This is a genomic window from Modestobacter sp. DSM 44400 (assembly GCF_900107175.1).
Classification (GTDB): Bacteria; Actinomycetota; Actinomycetes; order Mycobacteriales; family Geodermatophilaceae; genus Modestobacter.
In genome coordinates this window covers 15,592-31,335 of sequence record NZ_FNOZ01000019.1, presented here as the reverse complement: position 1 = coordinate 31,335, position 15,744 = coordinate 15,592, and the positions used below count along the sequence as shown (strand labels likewise).

The following is a 15,744-nucleotide window of genomic DNA, read 5'->3' as shown; positions in this document are numbered from 1 at the left end:
GACACTCGGCGATCAGGGATTGCCGTTGCCGGTCTCGCGGTCACTGCTGTGGTCGGGGTCGCTGATGTCGGGGAGATTCCCCTGCGAGACGCCGCCCGGGTCGTCGCCGGACGTGTTCTCCGCATTGTCCTTGGGCGTGCCGGTCGTCGCGTTCGTCGGATCTGCGCAGGCCGTCATGGCGCCACCGCCGACCAACGCGAGCGCAGTGAACAGCGCAGCCGCCGAACGTCGGATCATCATGCGCAGAGCCTACGAACGAAGCCGGCCCGCCGCCCGTCGAACCGCCCGCGAGCACGCGGGATTGCGTCACCGTGACGTATTGACGCTGGTGTCGCTGTCGCTGGATGGGGGTCGGCGCACTCGGGCCGGCAAGGCAGTTCCACAGGTGGCCGACGGGCGTCGGCGGACGGGTGACGGGTGACGGGCGTCGGTCGACATCTCGGGACGGCGTCGGCGGTGGGCGAGCTCGGCGGGGCGGCGGCCGGACCACGGCCCGGGCGTACGGCGCCTCAGTGCGCTGCGGGTGCGCGGTGCAGTGCGCCGCGCGGGTGGACGTCGGCGTTCGGCGTTGTTGACCCGTTCGGCCATCTCGTCGTGCGCCGATAATCGACATTATGTCAAGTGAATCGGATCGGCGTCTGCGGGACGTCGTCCACCTGCCAAGCCATGACTGCGTCGCTGACGCTGCTGGAGTTGCTCCACCGCGTCGGTGAATCGACTGACCACCGCGACGAGGGCGTCAGTTCGCCGTTCCTCGGGCGTTCGGTGTGAGGACGGTCAGGTCCCGGTCGCTGATCTCGGGGTGGCGTCGTACGAGCCGCTTCCACCCGTCGTGGGCCGCCCCGCCGTGCAGCATGACGACGCGCAGGCACGGCAGCAGCGGGACGAGCCGCCACAGGGGTGCCACGCCGGCCTCTCGTTGTGCCGCGCGTGGTGCGGCGTTGATGTACCAGGGGAACGCGTTCCACGGGACGACATCCGACGCCGGGACCCCGGCTTGCAGGCGAACAACCCGGAGATTCGCTGGGCCGTGGGGTCGTCGTTTTCCATGCAGAGGAAGCCACTCCCCCCGTGGTCGGTGCTCGTCTTCGGGCCGGGGTCACGCAGGACGCTGAGGAGTCGTGCCGACGTCCCCCGTACATCGGCGCCACGTACGGCGCCCAGTGCCCCGCCTCCACGTCCCCCAACTCGTCGACCAGGGCGTTCAGTGGCGGCATGTGCGGAGCGCGCAACTGGGCGAACTGCTCGTGGCGGAACTCGGCCGAACGCCTGCGGCGGGGCATTCGGCGGGGCACTCGACGCGATCAGGCCGGACGCGCCGCCCCTGATCGGTGTGGCCGGTCCGGGGCGGCGCGTCCGGGCGCACGGTCAGTTCCCGTAGTGGAACCGGCAGGCCGCCACCCGAATCTCGTCCCCGACGACCCGGTAGACCAGCCGGTGTTCGTCGGTGATCCGCCGGGACCAGTAGCCGTGGAACCCGTGCTTGAGCGCCTCGGGCTTGCCGATGCCCTCGTTGCCGTTGCGTTCGACATCCCGGATCAGCGTGTTGATCCGCTTGAGGACCCGCCGGTCCTGCGCCTGCCACCACAAGTAGTCGGCCCACGCCGACTCATCCCAGACGGGCTTCACTCCGCTAGCGGTCGCTCGGATCCCTGCCCGCTCTCGAGCCGTTCGATCGAGGCGAGCAGGCGCCGGGCGTTCTCCGGAGTGCGCAGCAGGTAGGCGGTCTCCTTGAGTGACTCGTAGTCCTCCAGCGCGACCATCACCACCGGGTCGTGGCCGGCCCGGGTGATGACCACCTCCTCTCGGTCGTCGATCACCGCATCGAGCGTCTGCGCGTACTTCGCGCGCGACTCGGAGTAGCTCATGGTCCGCATCCGTTGCCTCCTCTGTGCCTGACGTACAGGAAGACGTACAGGAAGCGAGGTGGGGAGGCAAGTACCGGCAATGCGGCGGGAGCGCTCAGCCCATCGTCTTCTGGCCGTCGATGGTCTCCCGGAGAACATCGATGCGGCCGGCGTGCTGCGCGGTCTCCGCGACGATGTGCAGGAACGCCCGGCGGGCCGACCAGGTGGCGCCGGGCTCGAACCACGGCGCCTCGGGAAGCGGGTGCTCGACGTCCAGGCTGGGCAGCGTGCGCATCAGCTCGTCGGTTCCCGGCGCGGACTTCACCGTCCGCTCCCCCGCCGAGCTGCTCGACCACGTGCAGCGCTGGGCCGCGCTCCACGCGCGGGCCACCCTGGCGGCTGGCTGAGCCGAGCGGCTCAGCTGATCTCGCTGCGCTGGATGCGGATCCAGCCGATCACCAGCGGCAGCAGTAACCACAGCGCGACCGACGTCCCGACCTGGGTCCGGCCCTGACCGGGCCCCGGACCCGAGCTCGCGCGTTGATGGGCCGACTCAGCGACCGGGAACGGGAGGTCGCCCTCGTCGTCGGCCGGGGCCCGCCCAACGCCCAGATCGGCGCCCCTGTACCTCAGCGTGGCCACCGTCAAGGCGCACGTCTCCCGGCTGCTGACCAAGTTCGAGGCCGACGACCGGGTGCAGGTCGCCCTGCTGGCCCACGACGCCGACCTGCTCCGAGCCGGCCGGTGGCGCAGGTCCCTGCGGTGAGCACGACCTTCCCGGTCACTCTCAGGCAGGACGGCGAGGATCGCCACGACCCGCCCCTTCACCGCGTACCGACATGCGGCACCGGGGCGCCCATCGCCAGAGGACAGACCATGACCGCTCCCCCGCCCCGCACGCATCCCGAGCACCCCGTGGTCACCAAGCTGCGAGCGCACCGCGCCGCCGACATCCAGCTGCGGATCGCGGACGCGATCACCGCGTTCGCCGGTTCGATGGCCTTCGTCTACCTGCACGTCGCCGTCTTCGCCGGCTGGATGCTGTTCGTCGAGTCCAGTCCCTGGCCGACGCTGACCCTGGTGGTGTCGCTGGAGGCCATCTTCCTGTCGACCTTCGTGATGATCGGCCAGAACCGGGCGGCGCTCTTCCAACAGATCAAGGCCGACCACGACTTCGTCGAGCAGGAGACCGAGCTGAAGACCAACACCCAGCTCACGCGGGAGATCCACGTGCTCACGAGCGAACTGCACCGCCGCCTGGTCGAGCCGAGCTGAGAGGCGCCGGCCGGGCCGGCGTCGGGCATGGCGATGACCCGTGGCCTCACGCCCCTCACCTCCCGGGCGGCGTGGCGTCGGCCGCGCGCACAGCTCGACTGGCGACGATGCTCGCGTGGACGCCGTCAGCACCTTCTGGGACCGGGTGAGCGCCCCCTCTCCCCCACTGCCGGCCGCTGGCTGGTGGCCACCGCTGTCGCTGCCGCCGTCCTGGTGCTCGTGCCGTCGATCTGGCGGCATGCCCGGCACGCGGTAACGATCGCCCACGAGGGCGCCCACGGCCTGGCCGCGCTGGTCACCGGGCGGCGGCTGGCCGGGATCCGGCTGCACTCGGACACCTCCGGTCTCACCGTGTCCGCCGGCCGCCCCACCGGCCCCGGCATGGTGCTCACGAGCGCCGCCGGCTACACCGGGCCCGGTCTGTTAGGACTGGGAGCGGCGGCGCTGCTGGCGGCCGGCTACGCGGTGGGGCTGCTGTGGGCGCTGCTCGGTCTGCTGGCGCTGCTGCTGGTCCAGATCCGCAACTGGTACGGCCTGTGGTCGGTGCTGGTCACCGCCGCGCTGGTGTTCGCCGCGACCTGGTGGCTGCCGGCGCAGGGTCAGGCTGCCTTCGCCCACCTGGTGACCTGGTTCCTGCTGCTGGCCGCGCCCAAGACGGTGCTCGAGCTGCAGGCCAAGCGGCGCCGGCGGAGCGGCGCGCCGGACTCCGACGCCGACCAGCTGGCCCGCCTGACCCGACTGCCCGGGCTGCTGTGGGTCGGGGTCTTCCTGCTGGTCGACGGCGGCGCGCTGCTGCTCGGCGGCCGCTGGCTGCTCGGCTGAGGATCAGTCGCTGGCTGGTCGGGTCCGCCGGCGGGGTGCCGCGTGCGCCGGCTGGTGCACCGGTTGCACAACCGGCGCCGGCGGGATGTCCAGCACCCGCTCGCTGTCGCCCACGGTCACCGCACGTCCGTGGTGGTGGATGTCCAGCGGTTCGCCGTCCATCACCTGGTAGGTGGCCTGGTCGGCGGTGATCGTCACCTGCAGGACCCGCCCCTGGTAGACCACCCGGAAGCCGAGCCGGGTCAGCCGGTCGGGCAGGCGCGGGGAGAACCGCAGCGCGCCGTGGTCGCGCATCCCACCGAAGCCGGCCACCGCCACCGTCCAGCCGCCGGCCAGCGAGGCGATGTGCAGTCCGTATCCGGAGTTCTGGTGCAGGTTCTGCAGGTCGGTCAGTGCCGCCTCGGCCCAGTAGTCGTAGGCCAGCTGGAGGTGGCCGGTCTCGGCCGCCACCACCGCCTGCTGCGCCGCCGACAGCGAGGAGTCGCGCACCGTGCGGGCCTCGTAGTAGGCGAAGTCGGCGATCTTCTCCTCGAGGGTGAAGGAGTCCCCGCACAGGTGCAGCGCCATCACCAGGTCGGCCTGCTTGATCACCTGCTTGCGGTAGATCTCGAAGTAAGGGAAGTGCAGCAGCAGCGGGTACTTCTCCGGCGGGGTGCCCTCGAAGTCCCACTCCTCGTGGTGGGTGAACGCGTCGGACTGCATGTGCACACCCAGCCGGGTGTCGAAGGGCACCCGCATCGCGTCGGCCGCGCGCAGCCAGTGGTCGACCTCCTCCCCCGTCACGTCGAGCCGCCCAGCCGTGTCCGGCTGGCGCTTCACCGCGGCGGCCGCCTCGCGCAGGTTCCGCTGGGCCATCAGGTTCGTGTAGACGTTGTTGTCCACGACCGCGGTGTACTCGTCCGGCCCGGTGACCCCGTCGATGCGGAAGCCGTCCTCGACATCGAAGTGCCCGAGGTCGGTGAACAGCCGGGCGGTCTCCACCAGCAGCTCGGTGCCGTAGTCGCGGTCGAAGGCCTCGTCGAGGGTGGCGTGGTAGTAGCGACTGACCGCGTCGGCGATGTCGGCGTTGATGTGGAACGCCGCCGTCCCGGCCGGCCAATAGCCCGAGGTCTCCTCTCCCCGGATCGTCCGCCAGGGGAACGCCGCGCCGCGGTGTCCCAGCACCCGGGCGCGCTCCCGGGCGAGGTCGAGGGTGGAGTGCCGCCAGCGCAGCGCGTCCCGGGCGGCGTCGGGTGCGGTGTAGATGAGCACCGGCAGGACGTAGGTCTCGGTGTCCCAGAAGGTGTGCCCGTCGTACCCGGGCCCGGTCAGCCCCTTGGCCGGGATCGGCTGCCGCTCGGCCCGGAGCCCGGCCTGCAGCACGTGGAAGATGCCCACCCGCACCGCCTGCTGGAGCTCATCGTCCCCGTCGATGCGCACGTCGGACTGCGCCCAGTGGGCGTCCAGCAGCTCCCGCTGCTCCCGCACCAGCCGGTCCCAGCCGGCCAGCTTCGCTGTCGCCAGCGCCCCCTCGACCTGGTCCCGGACCGCCTCGGTGGACCGGCGGGAGGACCAGCCGTAGGCCAGGTACTTCACCAGCCGCAGCTTCCCGCCGGCCGGCAGCCGGGCGGCGAGGGTGTAGCGCGCCAGATCGCCGGAAGCCTCGATGTCCTCGGTCGAGGAGTCGGGGACCTCCACCGAGTGGTCCATGCCGGCGGCCATCCGCAGCTTGCTGCGCCTGGTCCGGTGGACCAGGACGGCGTGCCGACCGCGGGCCACCGCCATCTCTGACTGCAGCGGCTTGCGCAACGCCGCCGCCGCGCGCGGGTCGTCGTCGGCACCGGTGCCCTCGACCAGCGCGTTGGCCAGCAGGTCGGACTGGAGGGCGACGTAGAGGTCGCCGCCGTCGTCGGTGCACTCGACCGAGTACTCGATCGCCGCGATCGACCGCCGGGTGAAGGAGACCAGCCGGGTGCTCGTGACCTGGACCGTGCGGCCGTTGGGCGAGCGCCACTCGGTGGTCCGGCGCAGCACCCCGGCGCGCAGGTCCAACGTGCGCCGGTGGTCGATGATCTCGCCGTAGGCGAGATCGAGCGGGGTGTCGCCGACCAGCAGGCGGATGAGCTTGCCGTCGGTCACGTTGACCACCGTCTGGCCCTGCTCGGGGAATCCGTACCCGGCCTCGGCGTAGGGCAGCACGCGCTCCTCGAAGAAGCCGTTGAGGTAGGTGCCGGCGACCACGACCGGCTCGCCCTCCTCCAGCGTGCCGCGCATCCCGATGTGTCCGTTGGCCAGCGCGAACACGGACTCGTGGACCGCGAGCGAGGCCATGTCCAGGCCGATCTCGGTCAACGCCCACGGCTCGATCGGGAAGTGCGCGCGCCCCTCGGTCATGTGGTCGTCCCCAGCAGCTCGTCCAGGTCCTGGACGACGACGTCGGCGCCGCGCTCGGCCAGCCCGGCCGCCTGCCCGACCCGGTCGACGCCGACGACGAAGCCGAAGTGGCCGGCGCGCCCGGCGGCGACCCCGGACAGCGCGTCCTCGAACACCGCGGCCTGCGCCGGCTCGACGCCCAGCGCCTCCGCCCCCGCCAGGAAGGTGTCCGGGGCGGGTTTGCCGCGCAGGCCGTCGCGGGCGGCGACCAGCCCGTCGATCCGGGCGTCGACGAGGTCGGCGAAGCCGGCCACCTCGATGACGTGCGCGCCGTTGGCCGAGGCGGTGACCACCGCGGCCGACAACCCGGCCTCCTTCGCCGCGCGCAGGTAGCGCATCGACCCCTCGTACACCTGGACGCCGTGCTCCTCGAGTTCGGCGAGCACCAGCTCGTTCTTCCGGGTCGCCACTCCCGCGACGGTCGCCGCGTCGGCCGGGTCGTCGTCGCTGCCCTCGGGCAGGGTGATGCGGCGGCCGGCCAGGAAGTCGCGGACGCCGTCCTTGCGTGGCTTGCCGTCGACGTACTCGTTGTAGTCGGCGCTACTGAACTCCTCCGCCGCCGGGTCCTGGCGGCGGAGGAACTCGTCGAAGGTGCGTTTCCAGGCCGCCTGGTGGACCTTCGCCGTCTGGGTGAGCACCCCGTCGAGGTCGAACAGGCAGGCACGGATGTCGTCGGGGAGTCCCAGCACGCGCGCCACGCTACGGCGAGATGATCGCGCAGACCTGTCGAATCCCGCCAGGTCGCACGCGAAAGGGTGACACCGGGCAGGCCGGTGACCGAACGGAGGCAGCTGATGCTGATGCCGCACCATCTGTCTCGCACCGGGCTTCGGGGACACGTTGGGTGGACTGGCCCCGGAGGGCCCCGTGTGATCGTTGCTGCGGTGCCCGGAGGGCGCCGTTTGCCGGGTACGGCGGGTTGGCGAATCGACGCAACTTGTTGGGGATAACGGTAGTACGTGCCAATGGGCACGCGGTGGTCCGGTCGGCTGACCGGGGCGAGCAGGCGGCACACCGCGGATCTGCCTAGGGTCGCTGGCAGGCGCGGCGCCGTTCCCCGGCGACCGCTGCTCCCCCGGGCGACCGCGTGGGGGGACCCGACGACCCGAGGAGGACCCGGCATGGCCGGCCGACCCACGCCCGACCCGTACGACTTCCTGCCCCAGGTGCCCAGCTTCACCGTGACCAGCACCGACGTCCGGCACGGCGAGCCGCTGGACCAGCCGCACGTCAGCGGCAAGATGGGGCTGGACGGTCAGGACCGCTCCCCACAGCTGTCCTGGTCGGAGTTCCCTGCCGAGACGCGCGGCTTCGCCGTCACCGTCTACGACCCCGACGCCCCGACCACCAGCGGCTTCTGGCACTGGGCGGTCGCTGGCATCCCGGCCTCGGTCACCGAGCTGCCCAGCGGCGCGGCCGACGCCGGGCTGCCCGAGGGTGCCGTGCAGCTGCGCAACGACGCCGGGTTCGCCGGCTTCGTCGGCGCGGCACCGCCGGCCGGGCACGGCCCGCACCGGTATTTCATGGTGGTGCACGCACTGGACACCGACGACCTCGGCGTCCCGGCCGACGCCTCACCGGCGTACCTGGGGTTCAACCTGTTCAGCCACACGCTCGCCCGGGGCACCATCGTCGCCACCTACGAGGTGGAGTGACCCGTTGAGTCGCGGGGCCGGCTCCGCAGTAGCGGCGCCGGCCCCGCGCGGCTCAGCGGACCGGGCGCTCCGCCAGGCAGCTGGTGCCCACCCGGGCGAAGCCGACCCGCTCGTAGACCCGGGCGACGTCGTCGTCCCCGGCGGCGAGGAAGACCAGGTCCGCGCTCTGCCGGGCGTGCTCGACCAGGGCCGAGGTCAGCCCGGCGCCCAGCCCGCGGCCGCGGAACCGGGGCAGCGTCGCCACCCCGACCACCTCGCTGATCTCCTGCCCGTCGACCTCGACCGGCTGGTGCGAGCCCACGGCGACCGGCTGCCCCTCGTCGACGGCGACCATCATCACCGTCCGGCCGGCGGCCACCCGCTCGCGCAGCACCGAGGTCGAGGGCAGTTCCGACGGGCCGGCAACGGGCCCGGCCGGGGCAGCGGCACCGACCGGTGTGGCGAAAGCGAGCTGGGCCAGCCGCTGGTAGCGGACGAGCTCGGGGTCATCGGCGCCGACGAGGTAGAGCCGCACCTCGGCCGGCAGCAGCACCTCGACGGGATCGGCGGCAAGCAGCAGCGGCAGCTCGTCGACCACGAGCCCGGCGCTGCGGGCCACCCCGGCGAGGCCACGGCAGCGGTCACCCAGCCACTCCATCGCGGCGGGCAGGCCGGCGGACTCCTGCAGGGACATCGCCGTCCGGACGTCGGCCAGCGCTACCTCGCCCTCCCGGCCGGGCCGCGGGCGGGCCGGAAAGGGCCACTCCGGCGAGCCGATCGGGACGTCGAGCAGGCCCACCTGCTGCACCTGGGCGTCCGGCAGCGGGGCAACGGCGAAGTAACGCTCGATCTGGTCGAGCAGCCCAGGACGGGACGGCACGTCGCTGACCCTAGACGCCGGCGGAGCCCGGCAGGGCCGGCTGCGACCGCAGGCCACCCGGGAGGGGGGCCGTGGCACCCGGGCGGACGGCCCGCGGTGCCCAGACGGCACGATGGGCGCCGTGACCGTCGGGACGCGAGCGCAGGTCTCGCCCTTCACCGCCTTCGACCGTGCGTCCTGGCGGGCCCTGGCGGGCTCCTCACCCCTGCCGCTGGACGCCGCCGACCTCCGCGGACTGGCCACGCTGGGCGACCGGATCGACCTGGACGAGGTGGCCACCGTCTACCTGCCGCTGGCCCGGCTGCTTTCCCTGCACGTGGCGGCCAGCCGCCGGTTGTGGGCGGCGCAGACGGAGTTCCTCGGCGCGCGCACCGAGAAGGTCCCGTTCGTGATCGCGGTGGCCGGCAGCGTGGCTGTCGGCAAGAGCACCACTGCCCGGCTGCTGCAGGCGCTGCTGGCCGCCGGCCCCGACACCCCCCGGGTCGACCTGGTCACCACCGACGGCTTCCTGCTGCCCAACGCGGTGCTGGGGTCCCGGGGGATGCTGGCCCGCAAAGGTTTTCCGGAGAGCTACGACCGGCGGGCGCTGCTGCGCTTCCTGGCCGACGTGAAGTCCGGCCGTGCAGAGGTCAGCGCACCGCTGTACTCCCACCAGGACTACGACGTGCTGCCCGGGGAGCGCCAGGTGATCGACTCCCCCGACGTCCTGGTCCTCGAGGGCCTCAACGTGCTACAGGCCGGCGGCGGCGCCGGCCGGGTGCCTGAGGTGTTCCTCTCGGACTTCTTCGACTTCTCCGTCTACGTCGACGCCACCGAGCACGACGTCCAGCAGTGGTACGTCGAACGCTTCCTGGCGCTGCGGCGCACCGCCTTCGCCGACAGCGGCGCCTACTTCCACCGCTTTGCCGAACTCACCGACGAGGAGGCCGTCGCCACCGCCCGCGGCATCTGGGCCTCGGTGAACGGGCCCAACCTGCGCAGCAACATCGCCCCCTCGCGGTCCCGGGCCCGGCTGGTGCTGCAGAAGGCCGCCGACCACTCGGTTCGTCGGGTGCTGCTCCGGAAGCTCTGATCCACCAGCGCGTCACTGGCGGGTTGTGACGATCCGCACGCGGGACCTGGTCGAGTCTCGCCCGTACCCCACGTCGGGACCGGCGCGCACACTCGCAACCGGGCCGCACGGACGCGGCCCGGACGCTCCCCCGGTGCCAGCCGGTGGACGACGAGGAGAACCGCGATGTGTGCCCACGTAGTGCCCTGCCCCGACGCCGCCGCTGACGACCGTGTGCTGGCTGCCCCGATCAGCCGGCACCCCGAGCAGGGGTGGACCCTGCTGTGCAACGGCGTCCTCCTGTTCGACGACGACGGCGAGCTGCTCCCCGACGGCCAGGTCGTCCTCACCCGCCGTTGGCAGCTCGCCACCGCCTGAGCGCTGCGCACGACCCCGTCGCGGAGCCGTCGTGCACGCTGCGTCCCGTTGATCATCGGCGGGTGGCTGGGCGACACGCCGCCGGGGGCAGCCATCCGCCGATGATCAACTCAGTTTCGGGGCGCGGCTCTCACACCTGGACCGACACCACGTCGGCCGTCGTCCCGAGGTCGTCCGGCGCGCCCTGCGCGCGGTCCGGCACCGTGGCGACCGGGCGGTGCGGCATGTGCGGCTCCTCGAACGCCTCCGGGGGGGGCAGGAGCAGACCAGGTTCCGGTCGCCGTACGCGCCGTCGATGCGGCGCACCGGCGCCAGGTAGCCCCGCCCGGCCAGCCCGGGCACCGGGTAGACGGCGACCTCGCGCGGATAGGGTCGGCCCCACTCCCCCGCGACCATGGCCAGCGTGTGCGGGGCGTTGCGCAGCGGGTTGTCCACCCGGTCGTACTCGCCGGAGCCGACCTTCCCGATCTCGCCGCGGATGTGCACCATCGCCTCGACGAACCGGTCCAGCTCGGCCTTGTCCTCGCTCTCGGTGGGCTCGACCATCAGCGTGCCGGCCACCGGGAAGCTCATCGTCGGCGCGTGGAAGCCCAGGTCGATCAGCCGCTTGGCGATGTCGTCGTTGGTCACGCCGGTGGCCTTGGTCAGCGGCCGGATGTCCAGGATGCACTCGTGCGCGACCAGGCCGTCGGCGCCGGCGTAGAGGACCGGGTAGTGCTCGCGCAGTCGCGCGGCTACGTAGTTCGCGGCCAGGATCGCGTGCTCGGTGGCCTTCAGCAGACCGTCGGGACCCATCAGCCGCAGGTAGGCCCAGGAGATCGGCAGGATGCCGGCCGAGCCGAACGGCGCCGCGGACACCGCCGGACCCTGACCGCCGGTCTCGACCAGCGGGTGGCCGGGCAGGAACGGCACGAGGTGCTCCCGGACGCCGATCGGCCCGACGCCGGGGCCGCCGCCGCCGTGCGGGATGCAGAAGGTCTTGTGCAGGTTGAGATGGCTGACGTCGGAGCCGAACCGCCCGGGCCGGGCCAGGCCGACCAGCGCGTTGAGGTTCGCCCCGTCGACGTAGACCTGCCCGCCGGCGTCGTGCACCGCCGCGCAGATCTCACGTACCTCGGTCTCGAACACCCCGTGGGTCGAGGGGTAGGTGATCATGATCGCGGCCAGCCGGTCGGCGTGCTGGTCGACCTTGGCCCGCAGGTCGGCCAGGTCGACGTTGCCGGCCTCGTCGCAGGCCACCACGACCACCCGCATGCCGGCCATGACGGCGCTGGCGGCGTTGGTGCCGTGCGCCGAGGACGGAATGAGGCAGACGTCGCGCTGGGTGTCGCCGCGGGAGTGGTGGTAGCCCCGGATGGCCAGCAGCCCGGCGAACTCACCCTGGGAGCCGGCGTTGGGCTGCACGCTCACCGCGGCGTAGCCGGTGATCTCGGCCAGTCCCTCGCACAGCTCGGCGATCAGCCGGGCGTAGCCGCGGGTCTGCCCGGCCGGCGCGAAGGGGTGCAGGTCGGCGAACTCCGGCCAGGTGATCGCGGCCATCTCCACCGCGGCGTTGAGTTTCATGGTGCAGGAGCCCAGCGGGATCATCGTGCGGTCGAGCGCGAGGTCCTTGTCCGAGAGCTTCCGCAGGTAGCGCAGCATCGCGGTCTCCGACCGGTGCGCGGAGAAGACCGGGTGGGTGAGGAACGGCGTGGCCCGGCGCAGCCCGGCGGGCAGCGCGTCGGCGCCGGCGTCGTCCAGCGCAGCCTCATCCGCCGGGACGCCGAACGCCTCGGCCACCAGGCGCAGGGTGTCGATCGACGTGGTCTCGTCGCAGGCGACCGCCACGGTGTCGGCGTCGACCCGCCGCAGGTTGACCCGGCGGTCGGCGGCGGCCGCGACGACCGCGTCGGCCCGCCCGCGTACCGAGGCCAGCACCGTGTCGAAGAACTCCCCGTGCACCACGTCCACTCCCCCGGCGCGCAGCCAGCCGGCCAGCGCGCCGGCGGTGCGGTGCACCCGGGCGGCGATCGCTGCCAGCCCCTCGGGACCGTGGTAGACGGCGTAGGCGCCGGCCATCACAGCCAGCAGTACCTGGGCGGTGCAGATGTTGCTGGTTGCCTTCTCCCGGCGGATGTGCTGCTCGCGGGTCTGCAGCGCCAGCCGGTAGGCCACGTCGCCGTCGGCGTCGACCGAGACACCGACGAGGCGGCCGGGTAGCTGCCGGGCCAGCCCCTCCCGGACCGACAGGTAGCCGGCGTGCGGGCCACCGAATCCCATCGGGACGCCGAAGCGCTGGGTGGTGCCGCAGGCGACGTCGGCACCCCACTCCCCGGGGGCCTCGAGCAGGGTGAGGGCGAGCAGGTCGGCGGCGACCACGACGGCCGCACCGGCCTCGTGCGCGGCGGTGACCAGCGCCCGGTGGTCGCGGACGGCGCCGCTGGCACCCGGGTAGGACAGCAGCACGCCGAACGCGCCGGCCGCGGGGAGGTCGGCCGGCCAGCCGGCGGACAGGTCGGTGACGTGCAGCCCGATGCCGAGCGGCTCGGCACGCGTCTGCAGCACGGCGAGGGTCTGCGGGAGGGTGTCGGCGTCGACGACGAACACCGTGTCGGGCTTGGCGCGCCCCGCCCGCCGCACCAGGGTCATCGCCTCGGCGGCGGCCGTGGCCTCGTCCAGCATGGACGCGCCGGCCACCGGCAGGCCGGTGAGGTCGGCGACCATCGTCTGGAAGTTGATCAGTGCCTCGAGCCGGCCCTGGCTGATTTCGGGCTGGTAGGGCGTGTAGGCGGTGTACCAGGCCGGGTTCTCCAGGATGTTCCGCTGGATGACCGCCGGGGTGACCGTGCCGGAGTAGCCCAGGCCGATCATCGAGGTGAACACCTCGTTGGCCGACGCGCGCTCCTGGAGGTCGCGCAGCACCGCGGCCTCGTCGCGGGCCGCGGGCAGGTCCAGCGGGGTGCGGTCCCGGACGCTCTCCGGGACACAGGCGTCGGCCAGTGACTCCAGCGAGTCGTGGCCGACGGCGGCGAGCATGGCCGCCGTGTCGTCGGGCCCGGGGCCGATGTGCCGGGCGGCGAACGACCCGGCGGGCGAGAGTGCGGACAGTGACGGCAGCGATCCGGCCAGGGGCGGGATCGCCGTCCCGTCCGGCGCAGACGAACGGTCGACCATTGCGTCGACGCTACCAGCGGCCGATGACACGCCAAGAACGTCTGGTTCTTCTGCAGGGTCCCGCTGCGAGCCTGCGAGCGGTGGGGGGCAGAGGGGTCCTTCCTCTAGGCAGTCGCGCGCCGGCGGCGGCGCGCGGACAGTTCGTCGTCGACTGCGTTGCCACTGCTGTCCAGGCGCTCGGCCGGCAGCTCGGCCAGTTCTCCGGCCAGTTCCCGCAGCGCGCCGGAGACGGCAATGCCGAACACGCCCTGTCCACCGGCCAGCAGGTCGACGACCTCCTCGGCGGAGGTGCACTCGTAGACGGTCGCGCCGTCGGAGAGCAGGGTGATGTTGGCCAGCTCCCGGACGCCGCGGGAGCGCAGGTGGTCCACGGCCTTGCGGATGTTCTGCAGCGAGACGCCGGTGTCCAGCAGCCGCTTGACGACCTTGAGCACCAGGATGTCGCGGAAGGAGTAGAGCCGCTGAGTGCCCGAGCCGGTGGCGGTCCGCACCGAAGGTGCGACCAACCCGGTACGGGCCCAGTAGTCCAACTGCCGATAGGTGATACCAGCGGCCGAACATGCGGTCGGCCCGCGGTACCCGACCTGGTCGGTGTCCACCTCGTCGTAGCGGGGCACGCCGACTGCCGCGTCGGGGAACAGCTGACCCTGCGCGCCGTTGTCCTCGTCGCTCACGAGACCTCCTCGCTGGCGCTCGTCGGCCGCGTTCGCGGAGCTGCTGTGCTCCTGCGTTCGCTCGCAAGCTCCCTCACGTCGGCGCGCCTCCTCGTGTCCCACACCGGAGCCCGAGATCGGGCGACGGTCAGCGCCGCAGGACAGATGAGTTCCACGGCGGTGATTCGACTGACCGTAGGCCGGGTCGGGAGGCCGGTCAACCGAGGCGCGCCGAGCGCCGCCCGGCTCATCCCTCGGGGTCAGGCCGCCCCGCGGAGCCGGAGCCCGCGCCGAAGTCCTCCGGACTGATGTTGTCCAGGAACTCGCGAAACTTCTCGACCTCGTCCTCCTGCTCGTCGGGGATCTCGATCCCGACCTCGTCGAGCAGGGCCTCGGCGCCGTAGATGGGGGCACCGGTGCGGACGGCGAGGGCGACGGCGTCCGACGGGCGCGCGCTGACCGTGCGCTCGTTGCCGAAGAGCAGCTCGGCGATGTAGATGCCGTCGCGCATCTCGGTGATGTGCACCGCCTGCAGGCTCGCCCCCAGGGCGGTGACCACCTCGCGCAGCAGGTCGTGGGTCATCGGCCGCGCCGGCCGGACCCCCTGTTGCTCGAAGGCGATGGCGGCGGCCTCCACCGCACCGATCCAGATCGGCAGGTAGCGCTCCCCCTGGGCCTCCTTCAGCAGCAGGATGGGCTGGTTGCCGGGCAGCTCGACCCGGACGCCCACGACTCTGAGCTCCTGCACGGCTGGCTCCCTCCGCTGCGATCCCCCTGCGGGAGGACGGCGGACCGTCTCCCCGCGCCCGTCCTGAGTCAACGTTACGCCCAGCGTCAGGAGCCCAGGACGTCGCGGAGCCGGGCCTCCAGCAGTGCGGTGTGCAGCTGCACCGAGAGGGCCGCGAGCTCGCCCAGCTGCTCGGTGGCGCGGGCCCGCGCCTCCTCGGAACGGGCCCGCAGCACGGGAGCGACCAACTGCTCGAGCAGCGCAGCCTCGCGTTCCGCGCCGGTGCGGTAGGCGCGCAGATGCCGGGGCTCGATGCCGTGTTGGGCGAGCCCGGCGACCGCCCGGGCCACCGGCAGGTCACTGATCTCGTGCCGGCCCGCGGAGTCCCGTGCCACCAGCCCGAACTGCACGCAGTCGGCCAGCTGGACGTCGTCCAGGCCGGCCGCGGCGGCGAACTCCTCCGCATTCAGCGGCGCCGTCGGCGGGAGGTCAGCGAGGTCGGGCAGGGCGACGACGCCGCCCACGGCCACACCGTCGCCCGGTGGCGCGTGCTCCGCCTGGAGCCCGGGCAGCGTCTCACCCCGGTCCAGCGCCCCGAGCTGCTCCTTGATCACCCGCAACGGGAGGTACTGGTCGCGCTGGGCGGCCAGCACGTACCGCAGCCGGGACACGTCGACGTCGGAGAACTTCCGGTAGCCCGACGGCGTCCGCTGCGGATGGACCAGGTCCTCGGCCTCGAGGTACCGGATCTTGCTGATCGTGACGTCGGGGAACTCCCCGCGCAGCCGGGCGAGCACCTCGCCGATGGTCAGGCGTGGCGCATTCTCGGAGGTGGTGTCCCGGTCCGCGCTGCCGCTGGCCTGGGGCACCTGCCTCAACCCTCGATTCCGGTCCGCACCGAGGCCGAGAGCG

At 72.7% G+C, this 15,744-nt stretch carries 19 protein-coding genes; 6 read left to right on the top strand and 13 right to left on the bottom strand.

Features of this window, described 5'->3' with window-relative positions; all coding sequences use genetic code 11:
• Positions 1-12: 12 nt before the first annotated feature.
• From BLW04_RS13245 to BLW04_RS27570, 6 genes are all read right to left on the bottom strand, one after another.
• Positions 13-240, bottom strand: coding sequence for a hypothetical protein (locus BLW04_RS13245; protein ID WP_091541710.1), 228 nt, complete (start codon positions 238-240; stop codon positions 13-15).
• A 499-nt stretch (positions 241-739) separates the two neighbouring features.
• The gene (locus BLW04_RS26735; protein WP_175484037.1) at positions 740-907 is read right to left on the bottom strand and encodes a uracil-DNA glycosylase family protein; all 168 of its coding nucleotides are present in this window, start codon (positions 905-907) and stop codon (positions 740-742) included.
• 461 nt (positions 908-1,368) lie between these two features.
• On the bottom strand, positions 1,369-1,629 hold the full coding sequence (locus BLW04_RS13240; RefSeq protein WP_091541707.1) for a Txe/YoeB family addiction module toxin: 261 nt from the start codon (positions 1,627-1,629) through the stop codon (positions 1,369-1,371).
• A complete protein-coding gene (locus BLW04_RS13235) occupies positions 1,626-1,877 on the bottom strand; it encodes a type II toxin-antitoxin system Phd/YefM family antitoxin (protein WP_091541703.1) in 252 nt (83 codons plus the stop codon). The genes BLW04_RS13240 and BLW04_RS13235 overlap by 4 nt, the downstream gene beginning before the upstream one ends.
• Before the next feature lie 85 nt (positions 1,878-1,962).
• Positions 1,963-2,142: a mycothiol transferase gene (locus tag BLW04_RS13230; protein ID WP_254781492.1), complete on the bottom strand. Its 180-nt coding sequence runs from the start codon at positions 2,140-2,142 to the stop codon at positions 1,963-1,965.
• A gap of 122 nt (positions 2,143-2,264) precedes the next feature.
• A complete protein-coding gene (locus BLW04_RS27570) occupies positions 2,265-2,489 on the bottom strand; it encodes a hypothetical protein (protein ID WP_217631029.1) in 225 nt (74 codons plus the stop codon).
• Here BLW04_RS27570 and BLW04_RS29165 point away from each other — a divergent pair.
• From BLW04_RS29165 to BLW04_RS13215, 3 genes are all read left to right on the top strand, one after another.
• Entirely contained in the window at positions 2,482-2,613 is a 132-nt protein-coding gene (locus BLW04_RS29165) for a helix-turn-helix domain-containing protein (protein ID WP_217631028.1), read from the top strand. The genes BLW04_RS27570 and BLW04_RS29165 overlap by 8 nt on opposite strands.
• Before the next feature lie 110 nt (positions 2,614-2,723).
• The gene (locus tag BLW04_RS13220) at positions 2,724-3,122 is read left to right on the top strand and encodes a DUF1003 domain-containing protein (RefSeq protein ID WP_091541695.1); all 399 of its coding nucleotides are present in this window, start codon (positions 2,724-2,726) and stop codon (positions 3,120-3,122) included.
• 183 nt (positions 3,123-3,305) lie between these two features.
• Positions 3,306-3,944: a M50 family metallopeptidase gene (locus BLW04_RS13215; protein WP_254781490.1), complete on the top strand. Its 639-nt coding sequence runs from the start codon at positions 3,306-3,308 to the stop codon at positions 3,942-3,944.
• A 3-nt stretch (positions 3,945-3,947) separates the two neighbouring features.
• On the opposite strand, the gene BLW04_RS13210 is transcribed toward BLW04_RS13215, so the two are convergent.
• On the bottom strand, positions 3,948-6,317 hold the full coding sequence (locus tag BLW04_RS13210; protein ID WP_091541690.1) for a glycoside hydrolase family 65 protein: 2,370 nt from the start codon (positions 6,315-6,317) through the stop codon (positions 3,948-3,950).
• Complete coding sequence (locus BLW04_RS13205) at positions 6,314-7,045, bottom strand: HAD family hydrolase (protein WP_091541688.1); 732 nt, start codon at positions 7,043-7,045, stop codon at positions 6,314-6,316. Before BLW04_RS13205 ends, BLW04_RS13210 begins: the two co-directional genes overlap by 4 nt.
• A 432-nt stretch (positions 7,046-7,477) precedes the next feature.
• Here BLW04_RS13205 and BLW04_RS13200 point away from each other — a divergent pair, with 432 nt between their 5' ends.
• Complete coding sequence (locus BLW04_RS13200; RefSeq protein ID WP_091541685.1) at positions 7,478-8,011, top strand: YbhB/YbcL family Raf kinase inhibitor-like protein; 534 nt, start codon at positions 7,478-7,480, stop codon at positions 8,009-8,011.
• A 52-nt stretch (positions 8,012-8,063) separates the two neighbouring features.
• On the opposite strand, the gene BLW04_RS13195 is transcribed toward BLW04_RS13200, so the two are convergent.
• Positions 8,064-8,870 (bottom strand): GNAT family N-acetyltransferase, encoded by an 807-nt coding sequence (locus BLW04_RS13195; RefSeq protein WP_091541682.1) that lies wholly within the window; start codon positions 8,868-8,870, stop codon positions 8,064-8,066.
• A gap of 112 nt (positions 8,871-8,982) precedes the next feature.
• Here BLW04_RS13195 and coaA point away from each other — a divergent pair, with 112 nt between their 5' ends.
• Together coaA and BLW04_RS13185 are read left to right on the top strand one after the other, a co-directional pair.
• On the top strand, positions 8,983-9,942 hold the full coding sequence (gene coaA, locus BLW04_RS13190) for a type I pantothenate kinase (RefSeq protein ID WP_091541679.1): 960 nt from the start codon (positions 8,983-8,985) through the stop codon (positions 9,940-9,942).
• Positions 9,943-10,107: 165 nt separating this feature from the next.
• Complete coding sequence (locus BLW04_RS13185; RefSeq protein WP_091541675.1) at positions 10,108-10,299, top strand: DUF5999 family protein; 192 nt, start codon at positions 10,108-10,110, stop codon at positions 10,297-10,299.
• 105 nt (positions 10,300-10,404) lie between these two features.
• Here the strand turns inward: BLW04_RS13185 and gcvP are convergent, their stop codons facing one another.
• From gcvP to BLW04_RS13165, 4 genes are all read right to left on the bottom strand, one after another.
• Positions 10,405-13,452 (bottom strand): aminomethyl-transferring glycine dehydrogenase, encoded by a 3,048-nt coding sequence (gene gcvP / locus BLW04_RS13180; RefSeq protein WP_091541672.1) that lies wholly within the window; start codon positions 13,450-13,452, stop codon positions 10,405-10,407.
• Between the two features lie 104 nt (positions 13,453-13,556).
• Positions 13,557-14,093 carry a MerR family transcriptional regulator gene (locus BLW04_RS13175; RefSeq protein ID WP_254781513.1) on the bottom strand — a complete coding sequence of 179 codons (537 nt, stop codon included), beginning with the start codon at positions 14,091-14,093 and terminating at the stop codon, positions 13,557-13,559.
• A 259-nt stretch (positions 14,094-14,352) separates the two neighbouring features.
• Positions 14,353-14,853 carry a bifunctional nuclease family protein gene (locus tag BLW04_RS13170; RefSeq protein ID WP_091541666.1) on the bottom strand — a complete coding sequence of 167 codons (501 nt, stop codon included), beginning with the start codon at positions 14,851-14,853 and terminating at the stop codon, positions 14,353-14,355.
• An 86-nt stretch (positions 14,854-14,939) separates the two neighbouring features.
• Complete coding sequence (locus BLW04_RS13165) at positions 14,940-15,701, bottom strand: transcriptional regulator FtsR (protein WP_254781488.1); 762 nt, start codon at positions 15,699-15,701, stop codon at positions 14,940-14,942.
• Positions 15,702-15,744 lie beyond the last annotated feature (43 nt).